19 protein-coding genes are annotated in these 17,869 nt (G+C 44.6%); 11 read left to right on the top strand and 8 right to left on the bottom strand.

All coding sequences use genetic code 11. From position 1 onward, the window contains the following. Positions 1 to 43: 43 nt before the first annotated feature. Positions 44 to 1,873 (top strand): glucose PTS transporter subunit IIA, encoded by a 1,830-nt coding sequence (locus IGK14_RS13140; RefSeq protein ID WP_010749902.1) that lies wholly within the window; start codon positions 44 to 46, stop codon positions 1,871 to 1,873. Positions 1,874 to 1,926: 53 nt separating this feature from the next. Here IGK14_RS13140 and IGK14_RS13135 read toward each other — a convergent pair whose 3' ends face one another. From IGK14_RS13135 to IGK14_RS13125, 3 genes are all read right to left on the bottom strand, one after another. Then, on the bottom strand, positions 1,927 to 2,697 hold the full coding sequence (locus tag IGK14_RS13135) for an ABC transporter permease (RefSeq protein ID WP_005228499.1): 771 nt from the start codon (positions 2,695 to 2,697) through the stop codon (positions 1,927 to 1,929). Beyond that, positions 2,690 to 3,625: an ABC transporter ATP-binding protein gene (locus tag IGK14_RS13130; RefSeq protein WP_005228500.1), complete on the bottom strand. Its 936-nt coding sequence runs from the start codon at positions 3,623 to 3,625 to the stop codon at positions 2,690 to 2,692. Before IGK14_RS13130 ends, IGK14_RS13135 begins: the two co-directional genes overlap by 8 nt. Positions 3,626 to 3,801: 176 nt before the next feature. After that, positions 3,802 to 4,050 carry a helix-turn-helix domain-containing protein gene (locus tag IGK14_RS13125; protein WP_005234115.1) on the bottom strand — a complete coding sequence of 83 codons (249 nt, stop codon included), beginning with the start codon at positions 4,048 to 4,050 and terminating at the stop codon, positions 3,802 to 3,804. A gap of 193 nt (positions 4,051 to 4,243) precedes the next feature. On the opposite strand from IGK14_RS13125, the gene IGK14_RS13120 reads away from it, so the two are divergent. After that, positions 4,244 to 4,507 (top strand): hypothetical protein, encoded by a 264-nt coding sequence (locus IGK14_RS13120; protein ID WP_005228502.1) that lies wholly within the window; start codon positions 4,244 to 4,246, stop codon positions 4,505 to 4,507. A 13-nt stretch (positions 4,508 to 4,520) separates the two neighbouring features. Continuing rightward, positions 4,521 to 5,438, top strand: a complete 918-nt coding sequence (locus tag IGK14_RS13115) for a LacI family DNA-binding transcriptional regulator (protein ID WP_010749901.1) — start codon at positions 4,521 to 4,523, stop codon at positions 5,436 to 5,438. 61 nt (positions 5,439 to 5,499) lie between these two features. Here IGK14_RS13115 and IGK14_RS13110 read toward each other — a convergent pair whose 3' ends face one another. Further along, positions 5,500 to 6,273, bottom strand: coding sequence for a MerR family transcriptional regulator (locus tag IGK14_RS13110; RefSeq protein ID WP_010749900.1), 774 nt, complete (start codon positions 6,271 to 6,273; stop codon positions 5,500 to 5,502). A gap of 114 nt (positions 6,274 to 6,387) precedes the next feature. On the opposite strand from IGK14_RS13110, the gene IGK14_RS13105 reads away from it, so the two are divergent. The 5 genes from IGK14_RS13105 to IGK14_RS13085 all read left to right on the top strand — a co-directional run bounded on the left by IGK14_RS13105 (position 6,388) and on the right by IGK14_RS13085 (position 12,224). Further along, a complete protein-coding gene (locus IGK14_RS13105; protein ID WP_010749899.1) occupies positions 6,388 to 7,269 on the top strand; it encodes an HAD-IIB family hydrolase in 882 nt (293 codons plus the stop codon). Continuing rightward, on the top strand, positions 7,256 to 7,609 hold the full coding sequence (locus IGK14_RS13100) for a DUF1827 family protein (RefSeq protein ID WP_010749898.1): 354 nt from the start codon (positions 7,256 to 7,258) through the stop codon (positions 7,607 to 7,609). The genes IGK14_RS13105 and IGK14_RS13100 overlap by 14 nt, the downstream gene beginning before the upstream one ends. 248 nt (positions 7,610 to 7,857) lie before the next feature. Continuing rightward, the gene (locus IGK14_RS13095; RefSeq protein WP_010749897.1) at positions 7,858 to 9,324 is read left to right on the top strand and encodes a nicotinate phosphoribosyltransferase; all 1,467 of its coding nucleotides are present in this window, start codon (positions 7,858 to 7,860) and stop codon (positions 9,322 to 9,324) included. A 62-nt stretch (positions 9,325 to 9,386) separates the two neighbouring features. Next, the gene (gene nadE, locus IGK14_RS13090; protein ID WP_010749896.1) at positions 9,387 to 10,211 is read left to right on the top strand and encodes an ammonia-dependent NAD(+) synthetase; all 825 of its coding nucleotides are present in this window, start codon (positions 9,387 to 9,389) and stop codon (positions 10,209 to 10,211) included. Positions 10,212 to 10,403: 192 nt separating this feature from the next. Continuing rightward, positions 10,404 to 12,224 carry an LTA synthase family protein gene (locus tag IGK14_RS13085; protein WP_010749895.1) on the top strand — a complete coding sequence of 607 codons (1,821 nt, stop codon included), beginning with the start codon at positions 10,404 to 10,406 and terminating at the stop codon, positions 12,222 to 12,224. Between the two features lie 67 nt (positions 12,225 to 12,291). On the opposite strand, the gene IGK14_RS13080 is transcribed toward IGK14_RS13085, so the two are convergent. Together IGK14_RS13080 and nrdI are read right to left on the bottom strand one after the other, a co-directional pair. Next, positions 12,292 to 13,941, bottom strand: coding sequence for a MutS-related protein (locus IGK14_RS13080; RefSeq protein ID WP_010749894.1), 1,650 nt, complete (start codon positions 13,939 to 13,941; stop codon positions 12,292 to 12,294). Positions 13,942 to 13,982: 41 nt separating this feature from the next. Beyond that, a complete protein-coding gene (gene nrdI, locus IGK14_RS13075) occupies positions 13,983 to 14,432 on the bottom strand; it encodes a class Ib ribonucleoside-diphosphate reductase assembly flavoprotein NrdI (protein WP_005228511.1) in 450 nt (149 codons plus the stop codon). A 136-nt stretch (positions 14,433 to 14,568) separates the two neighbouring features. On the opposite strand from nrdI, the gene gloA2 reads away from it, so the two are divergent. After that, complete coding sequence (gene gloA2 / locus IGK14_RS13070) at positions 14,569 to 14,946, top strand: SMU1112c/YaeR family gloxylase I-like metalloprotein (RefSeq protein ID WP_005228512.1); 378 nt, start codon at positions 14,569 to 14,571, stop codon at positions 14,944 to 14,946. A 93-nt stretch (positions 14,947 to 15,039) separates the two neighbouring features. After that, entirely contained in the window at positions 15,040 to 15,606 is a 567-nt protein-coding gene (locus tag IGK14_RS13065) for a GNAT family N-acetyltransferase (RefSeq protein ID WP_005228513.1), read from the top strand. A gap of 4 nt (positions 15,607 to 15,610) precedes the next feature. Here IGK14_RS13065 and IGK14_RS13060 read toward each other — a convergent pair whose 3' ends face one another. Both IGK14_RS13060 and IGK14_RS13055 read right to left on the bottom strand, forming a co-directional pair. Beyond that, on the bottom strand, positions 15,611 to 16,132 hold the full coding sequence (locus tag IGK14_RS13060; RefSeq protein WP_005228514.1) for an LURP-one-related/scramblase family protein: 522 nt from the start codon (positions 16,130 to 16,132) through the stop codon (positions 15,611 to 15,613). 39 nt (positions 16,133 to 16,171) lie between these two features. After that, positions 16,172 to 17,041 carry a Cof-type HAD-IIB family hydrolase gene (locus IGK14_RS13055; protein ID WP_010749892.1) on the bottom strand — a complete coding sequence of 290 codons (870 nt, stop codon included), beginning with the start codon at positions 17,039 to 17,041 and terminating at the stop codon, positions 16,172 to 16,174. A 132-nt stretch (positions 17,042 to 17,173) separates the two neighbouring features. Here IGK14_RS13055 and IGK14_RS13050 point away from each other — a divergent pair, with 132 nt between their 5' ends. Next, positions 17,174 to 17,863: a uracil-DNA glycosylase gene (locus IGK14_RS13050; RefSeq protein ID WP_010749891.1), complete on the top strand. Its 690-nt coding sequence runs from the start codon at positions 17,174 to 17,176 to the stop codon at positions 17,861 to 17,863. The last annotated feature ends 6 nt before the right edge of the window (positions 17,864 to 17,869 follow it).

Genomic DNA, 17,869 nt, shown 5'->3' with positions numbered 1-17,869 from the left:
CAAATGGATCAGGACCGTTAGCAAACAACAGGGGGAAAAAAAGATGACCAAAGAAGACATCGTAAAACAGATCATTAAAGATGTTGGCGGATCAGACAATATCAACAATGCATGGCACTGTATGACTCGCTTGCGTTTTGATTTAAAGGATGAGAAAAAAGTCGACTATGCGGCGTTAGAAAAAACACCCAAAGTCGTAGGAACAAAATATCAAAGCAATCAGCTGCAGGTAGTGATAGGAACGGATGTTGCTGATTATTATGCACCTTTAGCCAAAGAATTAGGTCTTGATGAAGCGAACCAAGGGGAAACATCAGAGAAAAAAGGAGCCGTTTCCTTATTTATGGATACCGTTTCTGGCGTTTTTGGTCCGATCGTTCCAGCTATCGCTGGCGCAGGAATGATCAAAGGATTGATGGCTGGATTGGTGGCATTGAATGTCATCTCTAATCAAACAGATACCTATTTAGTGATCGACATGATCGCGAGCGGCGTATTCACATTCTTGCCATTTTTTGTTGCTGCTTCTGCCGCTCGGATTTTTAAAACCAATCAATATTTAGCGATCGCAATCGCGGCAACGCTGCAATTTCCAACGATGACCAATGCGGTAGCCGAAGGGAGTATTTCCGCCTTTCGTTTGTTCGGCGTATTGCCAGTACCCGTCTTTAACTATGCAGGGACAGTGATTCCCATTATCTTTGCCGTGCTGGCGCTCAGTTATATTTACCGTTGGGTCGATAAACTCTTACCACAAGTGCTGCGTACCGTGTTTACACCGACGATTTCGTTGTTTGTCGCTGGTATCTTGACATTAACGGTCATTGGCCCAATCAGTATCCATCTAGGAAACTTATTGGCTGCTGGCGTGGCTGGATTATTCACTATCTCGCCTGTCTTAGCAGGAATCGTGGTAGGGGCGATTCGACCAATCGCAATCTTCACGGGACTGCATCATGCCATGACCCCGATCGCTTTGCAAAACTTTGCCAATCAAGGATATGATATGCTGATGCCAATGATGTTTATGGCAAATATGGCAATCACCGGCGCAACAGCAGCTATTTATTTCAAAGTCAAAACCAAAGAAGAAAAATCGATCATTCTATCGTCGGCGGTTTCAGGCTTGTTAGGGATCACAGAACCTGCGTTATTCGGGATTTTATCGAAGTATAAAAAAGCCTTTATCGCAGCAACAGTTGGTAGTTCTGTGGCTTCTGCCTTCATCAGTTTCTTCGGTGTTCGTATTTATGGGTACATTCTTTCAAGTATCTTTAGTTTGCCAGCCTATATCGGGGAATACTTTATCTACGCCGTTCTAGGGATCATCTTGGCGATCGGCTTATCTTTTGCCATGAGCTGGTTCTTGGTACCAAATCAAGCAGCAGAAGGCGATCGTTACACCAACGAAGTGGATCTGCATGCCGTGACCCATGGTGAATACGTCCCATTAGAAGATGTACCAGATGAAGTTTTTTCAACGAAAATGATGGGAGAAGGCTATGCCATCGAGTCACAAGATGGCCAAATCTTTGCACCAGTCAGTGGCGAAGTCACCACTGTGTTCCCTTCAAAACATGCCGTCGGGATCAAAACCCAAAACGGCGTGGAAGTTCTTGTGCATATGGGGATCGATACAGTTTCCCTTGGCGGTCAAGGCTTTGAAGTCTTTGTCAAAGCTGGGGAGCAAGTCACTCCGCAAACCAAACTGGCACAAATGGATCTGCCGTTTATCAAGCAGCAAGGCAAAGAAACCATGGTGATCGTTTTGATCACCAACATGGATCGCGTGCAACAATTTTCTGGAAGTACTGATTTAGAAGGCAGACACCAAGCCGGTGCATTACTGGAAAAAGTCGTTTTGAATGCCTAATAAAAGAAAAAAGATGAGCTTCGTTAACGAAGTTCATCTTTTTTTCTTTGTAATTAACTACGCAGCCCGCGGCCTTTTTGGATCAAGTACCAGCATACGCTGTATAAGACGACAATGAACAAGACCAAAATACCGATGGAGAGGAAAATCGGGACATCGATGGTGCCCAAAAATCCGTAACGGAAACCAGAGATCATATACACGATCGGGTTGACTTTGGAGATCGTTTGCCAAATTGGCGGTAGCATGCTGATGGAGTAAAAGACGCCTCCAAGATAGGTCAATGGTTGTAAAACAAAGGTTGGCACGATGGAAACATCGTCAAAGGATTGGGCGAAGATCCCATTTAGCAACCCTGCTAATGAAAATAAGATGGCGGTCATGACAAGGGTTAAGACAACGATGACCCAAGAATAAACATGTAATGGGACGAAGAAAAGGGAAATGATGGTCACCAATGTGCCCACCAAGATACTACGGCCAAGTCCGCCAAAGACAAAGCCCCAAATGATGACGTGGGTAGGGACCGGCGCCACTAAGAGTTCCTCAATGTTTTTTTGAAACTTCTGTGAAAAGAAGGAAGATGACACGTTAGAGTAAGAACTAGTGATCGTCGACATCATGATCAGCCCAGGAACGATAAATTCCATATAAGAAAAGCCGCCCATTTCGCCGATGCGGCTGCCGATCATTTTCCCAAAGATAATAAAGTATAAGGAAGTAGTGATGACGGGTGGGACGAGGGTCTGCACCCAAATCCGTAAATAGCGGTTGGTCTCTTTGACCGCTAAACTTTTTAAGGCTGTAAAATAAAGACTAAACATGGTTTTCCTCCGCTTCGTGTGATTCTTCGGTGATTTTCAAAAATAGTTCTTCCAAGCGATTGGATTTGTTGCGCATGGAGAGGACATTGATCCCTTGCTGACTGAATTGGGCAAAAAGATCGTTGACGCCTTGATCTCGAGCGACTTCAACAGCGATGGTCTGTTCATCTTCCATTTGGATCGGATACCCAGTGATCGTTGGTGCTTGCTTGATCGGTGCGATATCAAAAAGAAAGGTTTCAAATTGCAGTTTTGCCAATAAGGACTTCATGCTGGTGTTTTCGATCAGTTCACCAGATTGGATGATCCCGATGTTGCGGCAAAGCATTTCCGCCTCTTCTAAATAATGGGTCGTCAAAATGATCGTTGTGCCCTTTTGGTTCAATTCCCGCAAAAAGCTCCACATTTCCCGCCGTAATTCGATATCGACACCTGCCGTCGGTTCATCCAAAATCAATAGCCGTGGTTCATGCATCAGGGCACGAGCAATCATCAAACGGCGTTTCATCCCGCCTGACAGCATCCGCGCACGAACATTGCGTTTTTCCCACAAATTCGACTGCTTCAAGTATTTTTCGCTGCGCTTGATGGCTTCGTTGCGAGGGACACCATAATACCCAGCTTGATTGACAACGATCTGCTGGACCGTTTCAAAGGGATTGAAATTGAATTCTTGGGGAACCAGACCAATCTGTTGTTTGACTTGGACCAATTCTTTGTCTAAATCGTAGCCGAAGACTTTGACGCTTCCCGAAGATTTATTGACAAGAGAGGTGATAATGCCGATGGTGGTGGACTTTCCAGCGCCGTTTGGGCCTAACAAGGCATAAAAGTCGCCTTCTTCCACCGTCAAATTTATGCCCCGCAACGCTTCAACGCCGGTAGCATAGACTTTGCGTAAATCGGTTAGTTCTAGTGCATAGGTCATGTTTGTTTGAACTCCTTCTATGTATGATGGTTTATTCTATCATTTTTTTTCAAGAAGAACCGCATGATTTGATTTTTTTCATTTGATTAGATAACAATTGTTGCTAATCGATGAAAAGTGGAAAAGAGGCAAAAGAAAAAACGACCATTTGATCGTTTTTTCGATAAAGTCGATTGTTAGCATAAATACCGTTCTGGTCGTTCTGTCTGTCCTAATAAGTAATCGACAGAAACATTATAGAGGGAAGCTGCGTGTAGCAGCGTCAATACATCGGGTAAGCGATCGCCTGCTTCGTATAAGGTGTAATCGGGGTAAGACACATCGAGATGCTGGCATACTTCTTTTGGGCTCAATCCGCGTTCTTCTCTTAAAAATTTGAAGCGGCAACGCAAGGTGTCTAATAAAAAAGCTTCTTCTAATGTCACTTTGCGGTCCTCCTTAAAAAATAGCGCTTTTTTTCGCACTGTTCTCTTTTTATTGTACCAACAAAAGCAAAATATGCGAAGTGATTCACATGAAGGGCGATCGGTTTTTGTCAAAAAGTGAAACAAATGACTTGCTCTGAGACGCGTTTCATACAGTATGCTTGATTTATAAAAAGGAAGGCGGGATGGAAACATGAATACATACATGAAGAAAAATGGTGCGGAATGTTGTTATGTGACGTTGGCATTTGATGGACAACAACTGGTATTGACGAAGCCAAAAGGGTTCTTTCAAGAACGGTTAGTAGAAATTCCTGTGGATGAGATCAGTCACTTGACGTGTGATGAACACTTCGGGTCTCAGCGCATCGGATTTATCCATCACAACGATTACTATGAATTTTATACATGTGGGCTAAGTGTGATAGACTATATGAAAGAACAATTATTCGTTTAAGGAGCAGTGAGTCATGGCAAACATTCGGGATATTGCACGCTTGACCGGCTATTCGGTCTCAACGGTTTCACGAGTCATTAATAACAATCCTTATGTCAGTGAAGAAAAGCGTCGTAAGATCCTGGCTGTCATGGAAGAGGTCAACTATATTCCGAATTACACGGCGCGGGCATTAAGTGTCGGCAAAACCAAAAATATCGGTGTGATCCTGCCGTTTGTCAATCATCCCTATTTTGATCGATTATTGAGCGGCATCACGACAGCAGCGTTTGCTCGTGGCTATAAGGTGACGCTTTTAGCCACGAACTATGATCCGCAAGTAGAGGAAGCATATTTGCAAGAATTTGCGGCGAAAAGCTTTGATGCTTTGATCATTACCTCGCGGGCGAATCCGATCGAAACCTTATTGCCTTATCGTTCATACGGACGCATCGTCTTTTGTGAAAATATCTCGTATTTGACTGACGGCTGCACTTATATCGATCGAGAGGAATCGATCAAGGAGGTCTTCACGTATTTTAAGGAACAAGGCATCCAGAAAATCGGCGTGACATTGGGACGTAGCCGCAAGCTCAGCAGCAATTCAAAAATCACGGTCCGTTTGGCTCATGACTATTTTTCGACCTTTTCCGAAGACTTGATTTTTTGGGATTGCTTGACGGAAGAAGATGGCAAAGAAGCGGCTGCTTATTTTGCAGATAAAGGAGTCGAAGCGATTTTCACCAATGGGGATCATGTTGCTGCTGGGATTCAGTCGCAGGCGCCGGGAGAATGGCTCGTGATTGGACGGGACAATCTATACATCAGCGAGCTGCTGCAGCTTTCAACGATCGATCATCACTTGCAAGCTTGCGGGGAGACCGCCGTCCAATTGGCGGTAATGGAAAAAAGCGGCAACTATCGCATGCCCTATGAGTTCATCAAACGATAGCTACAGACGAAACGATGCGCAAACAGTGCCCCTGAGCGGGCAGTGCTTGCGCATCGTTTTTTTAATGGGATTTGGTGTAATGGTCAATGATCTGTTTCAACAGCTGCGCGCTGCCGACGCCTGCTTTTTGATCGTAATAGGCGGTAAAACGCTCGTCTTGAACGTACATTTCCCCTAAAGATCGGTGATATTCTGCTGAGTAAAAGGGCGCTGCTTGTTTAAGCCATGCTTGATGCGCAGCAAAAGCCTTTTCGGCTTTGTCAGAAGGGATTCGTTTCCCTTCCTTTTCATTCAATAGCTCTTTTATCAGCTGCAACAAGCGGTTTTCGTTGTCGGTCAGTGCTTGATAATCGACTTGGGTCATCTGCTGCCACTTTTGGTTGCTTTGTTCGATGATTTCCTCACCGTAGGCTTCTCGTAATTCGGCACCGTAGTTCGCTTCGTTTTCACGAATTTTTTGTTCCTTAAAATAACGGAATTTCTCTTGATCGGTCATCGTCTTTTCTCCTTCATAATAATCAATTGTTTGCGCTAAGGTGGTCAAAAGACTGTCCAGGGCTGCTCGCTCTTGTAAAAGCTGTTGGTAATGCTGCAACAAGACCGTTTGGATCGATTCTTGTGGCTCATACAAGATTCCGCGGATTGTTTCTAATGACAGCCCAAAAGACTTAAAATATAAAATCTGCTGTAGGCGATCGACTTCCTGTCTCCCGTAGATACGGTAACCAGCTGAGTTGGTGCGTTGCGGTTGTAACAACTTGATCTGATCATAATACCGCAGGGTACGGCTGCTGACTCCTGACAGTTTAGCTAAGGCACTGATCGTATATTCCATCGGCTTTTCCCTCCTTACACCTGTATCCTAAAGGTTGACGTAACGACAAAGTCAAGAAAATTTTTTTGCGTTTTTTAAAATGTGCTATAATTATAACAAAGAAAGGAAGATAAGATGCAAATAGTTTTTTCTGATATTGATGGGACGTTCCAAGAAATGGGGCACCCGATTCATGAGATCAATAAAGAAGCCATCCGTTGTTTGCAAGACCAAGGGGATCACTTTGTGTTTGTCACAGGGCGAGGATTTGAGCTTGTTCAAGATATGATGGCGGAAGAAGGCCTTTCCTGCGATGTGATTTTTGGAAACGGCGCTGGTCTGATGTTAAAAGGAGAAGCGCCTGTTTTGACGCATACCTTGCCCTATAAGACATTGGCGCAAGTGATTGGTATCTTAGAAACAGAAGAGGTTTTTTATTTCTTACATACTGACCATGGCATCATTTCCCCACAAGCGCATTTGTATGAAGCGCAGTTTCAAGAAAGCCGCAAGCAGTTACTCGCGGAGTTAGGGGAGCGAGGACAAATCATCGCTGACTACAAATATGAGTTCTTTTACAACGAATGTCTTCATAAAGACGACGTGCTGCAGTTCATGAAGGAACATCCAGAGATAAAGGTCATCAAAATCGAACTGATGGAAGCGTCAGACGAAAAAAGAGAACGGCTGCGGGAGATGATCCAATCAGAAACGGCTGCGATTTTTCAATCCTTTGTCCAAACACTGGAGATCGTTGATCCATTGGCGACCAAAGGTGCCGCGATCCGTTCCTTTTTAGAAGCTTTTCCCGCTGCCAAAAGCTACGGGATCGGTGATGGTGAAAATGACCTTGCGATGTTTGAAGCGGTGGATGTTTCTTTGGCTGTAGCAAATGCCAGCCCAGCGATCAAAGCAGTTTGTGATCGAACCATTGAGCGCGCGGAAGATGGCGGTGTTGGCCGCTTTATTTTAACAGAATTAGTTTCGAGAGAGGATGTTGTGCATGAAGTTGATTGAAACCCCAGTAAACCAAAATCTAAATATGGAAACTTTTTACCCGAACATCTCCAAGTATCTATTCGACAAAATAGCGATCAAATACTATAAATTGTACTCGCTTGATCGGACGCAGATTCTCTATGTGGATAGTTTTGATACGATTTCTTTAGTATTGATCAACAATAAAAAGAAAATCAGTCGGGAAGAAGTCGACACAGCGATTCATCGTTTGCTGAAGGTCGATCGCAAAGACGTGACCGTCAATGTTAATATTCGTAAAGAAATGGAAGCAAGAGGCATCACCTTTTCTAAACCGAGGAAAGATGTCATTCTTGTTCAATTGCCTGTGAAAGAATAGTAGTTGAAAGAAGTTGGGACATGCACGTTGCAAGAGCAATCAAACGTTGAACAAAGGGGCGACCTTATACGTGCGCAGGAATGATGCGCCAATAAGTAGGAGGCTGACCCATGCTTTTGAGCAATTTGTTCTCAGATGGATTGCCTTGTACTAGCAAAAACCCAACTTTTTTTGAAAAAAACAAGATTTTCTGTCTTTTGTGTTTTTTTTGCTATAATGAGAAGAAGTAAGCTAGAGGGAGTAAGAACATGCAGAAATTATTTAAAGATGACAGCTTGACGCTGCACACCGATCTCTACCAAATCAACATGATGCAAACCTATTGGGAGTTAGGCAGAGCCGATCGTAATGCGGTGTTTGAATGCTATTTCCGTGACATGCCTTTTGAAAACGGCTATGCGATCTTTGCCGGTCTGGAACGATTGATCGACTATTTGAACGATTTATCCTTTTCAGAAACGGATATTGCCTACTTGCGAGAAATTGGCGGCTACCCAGAAGCCTTTTTAGAGTATCTAAAGGAGTTCAAGTTTGCTTGTACCGTTCGTTCTGCGTTAGAAGGCGATTTAGTCTTCAACAATGAACCGATCATTCAAGTAGAAGGGCCGTTGGCACAAGCACAGTTGATCGAAACGGCGTTACTGAATATGGTCAATTTCCAAACACTGATCGCCACGAAAGCTGCCCGCATCAAATCCGTGATCGGCACGGATCCCTTGTTGGAATTTGGTTCACGGCGGGCACAAGAATTGGATGCAGCCATTTGGGGGACCCGAGCGGCTTATATTGGCGGAGCAGATGCGACGAGTAATGTGCGGGCAGGGAAGATTTTTGGCATCCCAGCCAGCGGAACCCACGCCCATTCCCTCGTGCAATCCTACGGCAATGACTATGATGCATTTATGGCGTATGCCCAAACCCACAAAGATTGCGTATTCTTAGTCGATACCTATGATACATTGCGCTTAGGTGTGCCAAATGCGATTCGTGTGGCCAAAGAGATGGGGGATAAGATCAATTTCTTAGGTGTGCGGATCGACAGCGGCGATATGGCGTATATCTCGAAAAAAGTCCGTGAACAGCTGGATGAAGCGGGATTCACGGAAGCCAAAGTCTATGCTTCCAATGATCTAGACGAAAATACGATTCTAAGCTTGAAAATGCAAAAGGCGAAAATCGATGTGTGGGGTGTCGGCACCAAGCTGATCACCGCTTACGATCAACCGGCATTAGGCGCGGTTTATAAACTGGTGGCCATCGAAAATGAGCAGGGAGAAATGATCGACACCATCAAATTATCCAGCAATGCTGAAAAGGTTTCGACCCCTGGGAAAAAACAAGTTTGGCGGATCACCCGTAAATCTGACGGCAAGTCAGAAGGCGATTATGTCACGCTATGGGAAGAAAATCCACAAGCAGCAGACGAACTGTTCATGTTCCATCCTGTTCATACCTTTATCAACAAAACAGTGACGAACTTTGATGCGCGACCATTGTTGCAAGATATCTTTGTGGATGGCCAGCAAGTGTATCAAGTGCCTGACTTAGAACACATCAAAGCCTATGCGACGAATTGCTTGGATTCCCTTTGGGACGAGTACAAACGTGACTTGAATCCACAGAAATACCCAGTCGATCTTTCGCAAGAATGCTGGGATCATAAAATGCGCACGATTGAAAAAGTACGCAAACAAACCAATGGCGCGATTTTGTAATCCGCAACTGCGCTGGTCCTAGGATCAGTCAGCTGCTTCAAAAAATAAGAGGAGGCGTTTCTATGACCATGCAACAAGAAATTATCAAAGAATTAGGAGTCTTACCGACCATCGACCCGAAAGAAGAAGTTCGTAAGAGTATTGATTTTTTAAAGGCGTATCTGCAAAAGAATCCGTTCTTGCATACGTTTGTCTTGGGGATCAGTGGTGGACAAGATTCGACGTTAGCTGGACGGCTTGCGCAATTGACGATGGAGGAAATGCGCAGCGAAACTGGGAATCCCAACTATCAGTTCATAGGGGTACGCTTACCTTATGGGGAACAAGCAGACGAAGAAGATGCCAAAAAAGCACTAGCGTTTATCCAACCAGACATTGAGCTGCGGGTAAACATCAAAGCCGCCGTCGATGCGCAAGTACAAGCGGTGGAAGAAGCAGGGTTAGCGGTTTCCGACTTTAACAAAGGCAATATCAAAGCCCGTCAACGGATGATCACGCAATATGCCATTGCGGGTGAAAAAGCAGGGGCTGTTCTGGGAACAGATCATGCTGCGGAAAACATCACCGGCTTCTTTACGAAGTATGGGGATGGCGGAGCCGATATTTTACCACTATTTCGTTTGAATAAACGCCAAGGCCGTCAACTCTTGCAATACTTAGGCGCGCCAGAAGCGTTGTATACAAAAGTCCCAACTGCGGACTTGGAAGATGGCAAACCTTTAGTGGCAGATGAAGCAGCTTTAGGAGTGACCTACAACGACATCGATGACTATTTAGAAGGCAAGGAAATTTCGGCTGAAGCCCAACAAACCATTGAAAACTGGTGGAACAAAACGCAACACAAACGCCACTTGCCAGTCACGATTTTTGATGATTTTTGGAAATAAACGAAACCAGTGATTGAGTTCCATTCGGATAGAAAGAAGAGTCTAGGGGGCAAGAAACCTTAGACTCTTTTTTTATGAGGCTTGCTTTCTTTAAAAATAACAAAAGCTTCTTACCTCGGCTTTACTTTCTTGCCTCGAAAGCATAAAATACGAGGGTACCTAGAACGTGTAGAAAAGGAGGAATGTTCCTTCGTGAAAATAAATATCCACCCTTATCTGAAGATCGCATTAAAAGGCATCGCCATCGTCCTGTTGATCATTTTCAGTAATTTATATTTGCAATGGTGTCAAAACAATCTTTCCGTTGAATTAGCTCTGAAATTTTCCTTTTCGTGGCATACAGCAAAGTTTTTCTTGGCTTGTGGGGTGCTACTGCTGGTGTATGGGGTGTTTGCCAGCTTGGCAGGTTCGGTACTGATCGGAGGCATCTTTTATAGTGTCGTCATCGGAATCTTAGGATATGCCAACCACACGAAGATGGTCTATCGCCAAGAACCAATCTATCCCGATGATTTAAAGATGGTCACTCAATTCGACCTTCTACGAACCATGATCGGCAATGGCGCCTTTTTCTTAGCCATCCTCTTCGCTCTGGCGGCGATCGGGGCGATCGGCTGGAGTATCTATCGCAGCCGCAAATTAAACGGGCGTTTGCAAGTGATGCGAGGAGCGGTGCTGGTCGTATGCTCGCTGGGCTTAGTCTATGTTTCTCACTTCAATGACAGCAACAACCTTTTACGCAAAGCCTACAATCAGACGGCGCTCTGGATTCCGTATTCACAAAAAATGAACTACTACAATACGGGATTTATCGGTGGTTTTTTGTACAACCTGCGGGTAGATGCCATGACGAAGCCTGAGGGGTATTCAAAAGAAGCAATCCAAGCGATTGCGGACACCTACAATGCACAGGCTGCGGAGAAAAATCAAGACCGTGAAAGTGAAGCACCAAATATCGTCTATGTAATGAGCGAGAGCTTTTCCGACCCGAGCCATTTAAATGGCTTGTCGATCACCGGCGATCCGTTGAAAGACTATTACCACGTCGCCGATCAAACCATCAGTGGAAAAATGCTTTCGCAAAATTATGGAGGCGGTACGGCAAACATCGAGTTTGAAGCGTTGACTGGTTTTGCCATGGGCCTATTGAATCCACAGATGACAACGCCTTACACGATGCTAGTGCCGAAATTGACGCAACTGCCATCCTTGGTTTCTTTCTTGGAACAATCAGGGTATACGGCAACGGCGATCCATCCTTACGATACATCGATGTACAAACGCAAGGATGTCTATGGGGGGATGGGGTTTGAACAGTTTATCGATCAAGAGACGATGACCTATACCGACAAAATCGAAAATAATCCTTATATTTCTGATGAGGCGGCCTACAAAGAAGTGCTGGCATTGTTGGAAAACGATCAGCAACCGCAATTTGTCCATTTAGTGACGATGCAGACCCATATGCCGTATGCTGGTAAATACGATACCTTGAATTACCAAGCAAGCGGTCCGGGCAATATGGCTTCTTTGGAAAACTACCTGCAGGATATCTCCTACAGCAGTACAGCATTGAAAAACTTTGTAGCTGAATTAGAACAGCTGGATCGGCGAACGCTGGTCGTCTTTTGGGGGGATCATTTACCAGGCATTTATGCCGATGAGATCAAGGAGCAAAATGAAACGGCTGCCCTGCATGAAACGGAGTTTTTGATGGTCGATTCGCAAGGAAATTTTGCCCCAGAAGATGTACCTGTAACAAGTCCCTTTTACTTTGCGCCGAACCTATTAGAAGCCAGTGACCAACCAACGAGCGGGTTTTACCAGTTGTTATTGGCCTTGCAAGATGAGCTGCCGGCTTTTGAAATGGGTCAATACTATCAAGGCGGGCAATGGCAGACGACCCTTGCATTGGATCAAGAAGCCCAAGAAATCTATGATGCCTACAATTTGATCCAATACGATGTGTTACAAGGAGAGCAATACAGTTTAACGACTGGTTTGTTTGACTAACTGAAACGTAAAATAGCGCCTTATCCCAGTGTTAGTCACAGGATAAGGCGCTTTTGTTTGTATGAAGTTATAAATCCTGCCATTTACGGTTTTGATCAAAATCATTGGCGGCGGCATAGGCGTCTTGAACGATCGTTTCAGGGTAGCCCATGACTTTTAAGAGGGCGATTGCATTGCGGCTCAAGGCAGGACCGGATTTGACCTTGTAATCAAAGGAGATGCCGTCATCTTCCGTGACTTGTTCAGAAAAATGGATGTTGCAGCAGTCATTTTTCAATATTTCAGTCAGCTCAATATCATGAGTGGCGACAAATGCCAATGATGGGTAGGCTCGCAGCCAATGGATGATGCTGGCAGAAGCAGCGATCCGTTCCACCGTATTGGTTCCTTTTAAAATCTCATCAACAAAACAATAGCAGCGCTGGTTCGTGGCAACGGTGTCTAGCAGGCGTTTGATGGATTTGATCTCCGCCACGAAATAGCTGTCGCCTTCAAATAAATCATCTTCAACAGCCATCGAGGTAATGACGTGACCGGGAACCATCGTAAAAGTTTCGGCAACTGCTGTCTGGATCGTTTGTGCCAAAATGCAATTGATGGCGATGCTTTTGACATACGTCGATTTGCCCGAGGCATTGGAGCCAGTCACGAGGGTATTGTGGGTCCAAGCAACATCATTCATGACTGCTTCACTTAGAAGCGGGTGATACGTACCCGTTGCTTGTACACCTCCGCTTGTTTGGAAGGTCGGTAGGCAAGTGATGGGCATATACGTGCGAAAATTTAAAATGGCGGCTGCGACTTCCAATTTTCCCAGCAAATTCCACAGATCGATGGCTGCTTGTTGGTGCTTTGCCAGGGTAGTAGTGACCGTTTGATAGGAAATAAACGGCAGCATAAAAATGATATTGATGTATTCAAACAACATATCTCCTTCGCTGCCGTTTTTGGCACGAAACGAGAAAGCGAAACGAGTGATCTTTTTTAATGGTGCCAAGGATTGTTTGATCTCATCTTGGAGGGGCGTGTTGATTTTAGCGATCTGACTGCCACAGGCAATCGTTTGAACCAAATAGCGCATGCTGTTCAGTTCTGTTTCCAGCTTGGCTTTTTTGATGGAGTAATAGATCGTATTGAAAACGACACTAACCAACGTCAACAGGATGCCTTGGACAAACCCCAGCAGGAGCAGCAAGATGCCGACTAACGGCAGCACACCTAAAAAGACAAAGAAAGGCAGAGAACCGATCGATTGCGCAGCTTCATTGGCCAAGTAGGCTTTCGAAAAATTATCATCTTGTTTTCCTAAACGAGCAAACGTATATTGGGATTGTTCGCGTGCAGCACTGTCAGCAGCAAAAAAGTCGATCAATTTGGTCAGCTGTTTGTCCGTTTTGAAGCGAAAGTTGCGTAACTGCTGATACAACGCTTCTGAACCGACACTGGAAAACGTCAGATTAATGGACTCAAACAACGAAAAGCCATCCAAGTCATACCAAGTGATGTCATCGACCTCACTATCAAAATCGTGAAACTTCTTCTCAGTCAGCCAAGCCTTTTTCAAACTCGCTTCTTTATCAAAGCGGGGCTGGCGGGGAAGCTTTCCCCAAGCAAGCCGAACGTAACGGCGTACTTTGTACCGATTCCAGATATCTAGTGCGGTCAAGATGAGAATGCTGCCGAGTATGATCAAAATGACCATCGTTTGTGGTTTCATATGCAAAAGTCCTCCTAATGGCTAATGAATGCTGGCTAAAGCTAAGTGTTGCTGTGGGCAGGATCGATTTCTTTCAAACAAGCATAGATCCGTTCAATATCTTGGGTCGTGCCTCGCAGCTCGAAATCCGCTAAGAACGGGATCGAAAATTGCTCCGCATATTGCTTTGCGGTCAAGCAATATTGATAATTGAAGTTTTTGTTGCCACTGCCGATCACGCCTAAGCAAAGAGCTGCGTTGTTTTCATAGTCAATGTATTCCCGCATGGTTTCTGTGAGAATCTCCTGATCGCCGTTATCGACGCCATTTCCACCTTCTAAATAGGTAGGGACAAAAACCACATAAGGTTCGTCTTCTTGTTCAAAGACACTATTGTCATGAATTTCTTTGGCTTCCCAAGTACTCGGAGTGTCTTGCTGATCCGCATAGGCCAACAAGCGGTTGACGAATGCACGGGTATTTCCAGAGATTGAAATATAAAGTAGTTTCATTTTTTTCATCACCTTCCGCTTTCTAGTATAACAGAAACCATTTATGAAAAGAGGAGAACTTCGGCAGTCTTTTCTAGTAAAATGCAGCCAAAGGCTTTAAACTGAGAGAGGAGTCCAATACAAAGGAGTGGCAATAATGTTTTCAAAAATGCATCATGTGGCGATCATCGCCAGTGATTACCAGCAGACCAAAGAATTTTATGTAGAGAAATTAGGCTTTGAAGTGATTCGTGAACATGCGCGCCCAGAAAAGAAAGATGTAAAAATCGACCTGCGCTTTGGGGAATCAGAAATAGAACTGTTTGTGGTGGAAAACCCACCAGCAAGACCAAGTTTCCCCGAAGCAGCTGGCTTGCGGCATTTGGCATTTGCGGTGGAAAATATTGAAGCAGTCGTGGCAAAGTTAGCCGCCAAAGGAATTGCGTGTGAACCGATTCGTTTCGATACCTTTACGAATAAGAAAATGACCTTTTTCCAGGATCCAGACGGCTTGCCGTTGGAATTGCATGAATAAATAAGGAAAACTTTGTGTGGATCCTTTGTCGATTCAACTTGGTTTTTCTTGAGAGAATTGTTATTCTATGTATAGAAGTAAGGAGGAGAAAACGTGATAAGATTTGCAAAAAAAGAAGATCGCTTTGTCATGGCTGAACTCGTTTTAGTCATTTTAAAGGATATGGAATTGCCGTTTGTCAAAGAGATCGGTGAAGCAAAGACCTTAGAGATCTTGGCAGATGCCATGCTAGAACCCGACTATCGTTACGGCTTTCGCCGTGCGTTGGTCAATGAGATCGACGGGGAAGTTGCAGGGGTCGCCTTTGGTTACCCAGACAAAGAAGAGGCGACGATCGATCAGCCTCTAGATAAAGTGCTGGAACAGTACGGTTTGAGTAAAGACATGAAGCTATTTATCGATGAAGAAACCTTACCAAATGAATGGTACTTAGATACCATCTGTGTGGCTGAGAAATTTCGCGGCAAAGGTGTCGGCTCAGCCTTGTTAGAAGCGTTGCCGAAAATTGCTTCTAGAGATGGCTATGAGGTGATCGGCTTGAGTGTGGATCGAGCCAATCCTCATGCGAAGCGGCTCTATGAAAAGCATGGCTTTGAAGTCGTGGCCCAAAGAGAGATCAGTGGCCACCTATACGACCATATGCAAAAAAGAACCAGCTGATTTTTCAGCTGGTTCCATTTGTTAGTCGAAGCTCAAGAGGATGGTCTTTCTTGCGGTGCCGATTGTACAGCCAGTAATCCATGACGGCAGCGATACAGATGCAGACTGGTGCATCCCGATCATCAACGACATCCAGTACATAATAATCCCCCGTCAATAAGGTTGCCTTATCCATTTCCATGATCTTTTTATTGAAATGATGGATCCCATAGCGATGATTGTAGATATCGCCGTGGACCGCCCAGTGAAGCTGCTGGATATAGTAGAAATCACCCGGCCAGTTAAAGATTTTCTGCAGTGTACCGACTTTCTCAAAGTCTTTGTAGATCTCAAAGCGCGTACCAAAAGTAAAGCTGATTTGTTTGATACTAGCAACCATTTGCCCATTCAAGCGGTAAAGGGAAAGAGCATCGCCCTTAGTTCCCCAACGGCCCACCATTAAAAACAGTGATTTGCCTGTTTCATCTTTGACAATGGTGCGTGTGACTCTGCTAAGTTGTCTGTCTTGGATGAAAAATTCTGACATACTTACGCCTCCTCATGTATCCCCAAAAAGCTGCGTGATTTAAAGATTTTCATCAATTGCCCGAACGATCGCTTTGCCGACACCAGACTCAATATTGGTGTCCGTCAAATACTTCGCGGCTTCTTTTACCTCTAACTCGCCATTTCCCATTGCAAAACTAACGCCTGCCAGTTGCAGCATACTTACGTCATTTAAGTTGTCACCGATCGTCATCACTTCCTCCAGTGAGATCATCCGATCCTTAGCGACATGCGCCACTGCGATTCCTTTTTGCGCGTTTCGGTGGTTGATCTCAATATTGTTTTGTCCAGAAGAAGTCACCACTAGATCGCCGTACCCATCGATGATTTTCGTGATAGGACCCAATACCCGCGCACCATCTTGATGGAAGCAGATCACTTTCAAAAATTCTAATTCTTCGATCGAAAACAACTCACTGAAATCATCGACATAATTGATCGGTAAAAATTCCAAACGGGCTGCTGTCATAGCAATCGCCATCTTATGGGTTAAATGGGGCATTGCTTCTGCCGTGTGGATCGCAAAATTTTCGATCCGACGTGTTTGGCTTTCCGAATAGATCCCGTTGCTCGTGGAGATCTCAAAATAGATGTCGTTTTCTTTGAGTAGGTCGATCAACGAACGAGTTTGTTCATGGCTGATCGGCACAGTAAATAATGAATTACCCGCTTCGTCGTAGACTTGGGCACCATTCAAGGTGATCATTGCACAGTCGATCCCGGCTTCTTGCAGCGGCGGCAAAGCCTCTTTGCGGTTACGGCCAGTTGCGACCATAAATTCGATTCCTTTGGATTGGGCATATTTGATTGCTTGGATATTTTCTTCTGAAATCTGCATACTAGCATTTAAAAGCGTACCATCCATATCAGAAGCAATTAATTTGATCATTGTCAGCGTCCTTTCTTAATCGTTTCTACAAATAGTGTACCATAAATCGCGCATTTTTTTTCTTTCGAAGAGTAATTCTTGTTTCTAAGGGGAGGGATTTGTTATCCTAGAAGAAAACAAAGGAGATTCGCCATGAAACGACTATTGGACAATGATTGGCAAGAACAATTGCAGGAATCATTTGAGCAGCCGTACTACCAACAACTGCGGACTTTCTTGAAACAAGAATATGCCCAGCAAACGATCCATCCAGCAATGGATCGTATTTATGAAGCCTTAAAACTGACACCATACCATGACGTAAAAGTTGTCATCTTAGGTCAAGATCCTTATCATGGCCCTCACCAAGCCCACGGACTGTCGTTTTCCGTACAGCCGGGGGTCAAAATACCGCCTTCGTTGCGGAATATTTACAAAGAATTAGCTGATGACTTGGGGATTCCACCTGTGTCCCACGGTTATCTCGTACCTTGGGCGCAACAAGGGGTCTTATTGTTGAATACCGTGTTGACAGTACGTGAAGGGCAAGCCTATTCACATCACGGGCATGGCTGGGAGCAGCTGACTGATACGATCATCGAAAAATTGAATCAACGAGAAGAACCGGTCATTTTTGTGCTTTGGGGCAAACCCGCCCAAAAGAAAGCCGCGTTGCTAGATACTAGCAAACATATTATTATAACAGCGCCTCATCCAAGTCCGTTATCAGCGCATCGAGGATTCTTTGGTTCGAAGCCTTTTTCTAAGATCAATCAAGCATTGCTGGCGTTAGGGGAAGAACCGATTTCCTGGGCGTTGCCCGAAAAAATAACACAGTTGTAAAACTGT

The sequence above is a fragment of the Enterococcus sp. DIV0970a genome, assembly GCF_051711265.1.
Classification (GTDB): domain Bacteria; phylum Bacillota; class Bacilli; order Lactobacillales; family Enterococcaceae; genus Enterococcus_D; species Enterococcus_D casseliflavus.
This window is presented reverse-complemented; position numbering and strand designations above follow the sequence as displayed.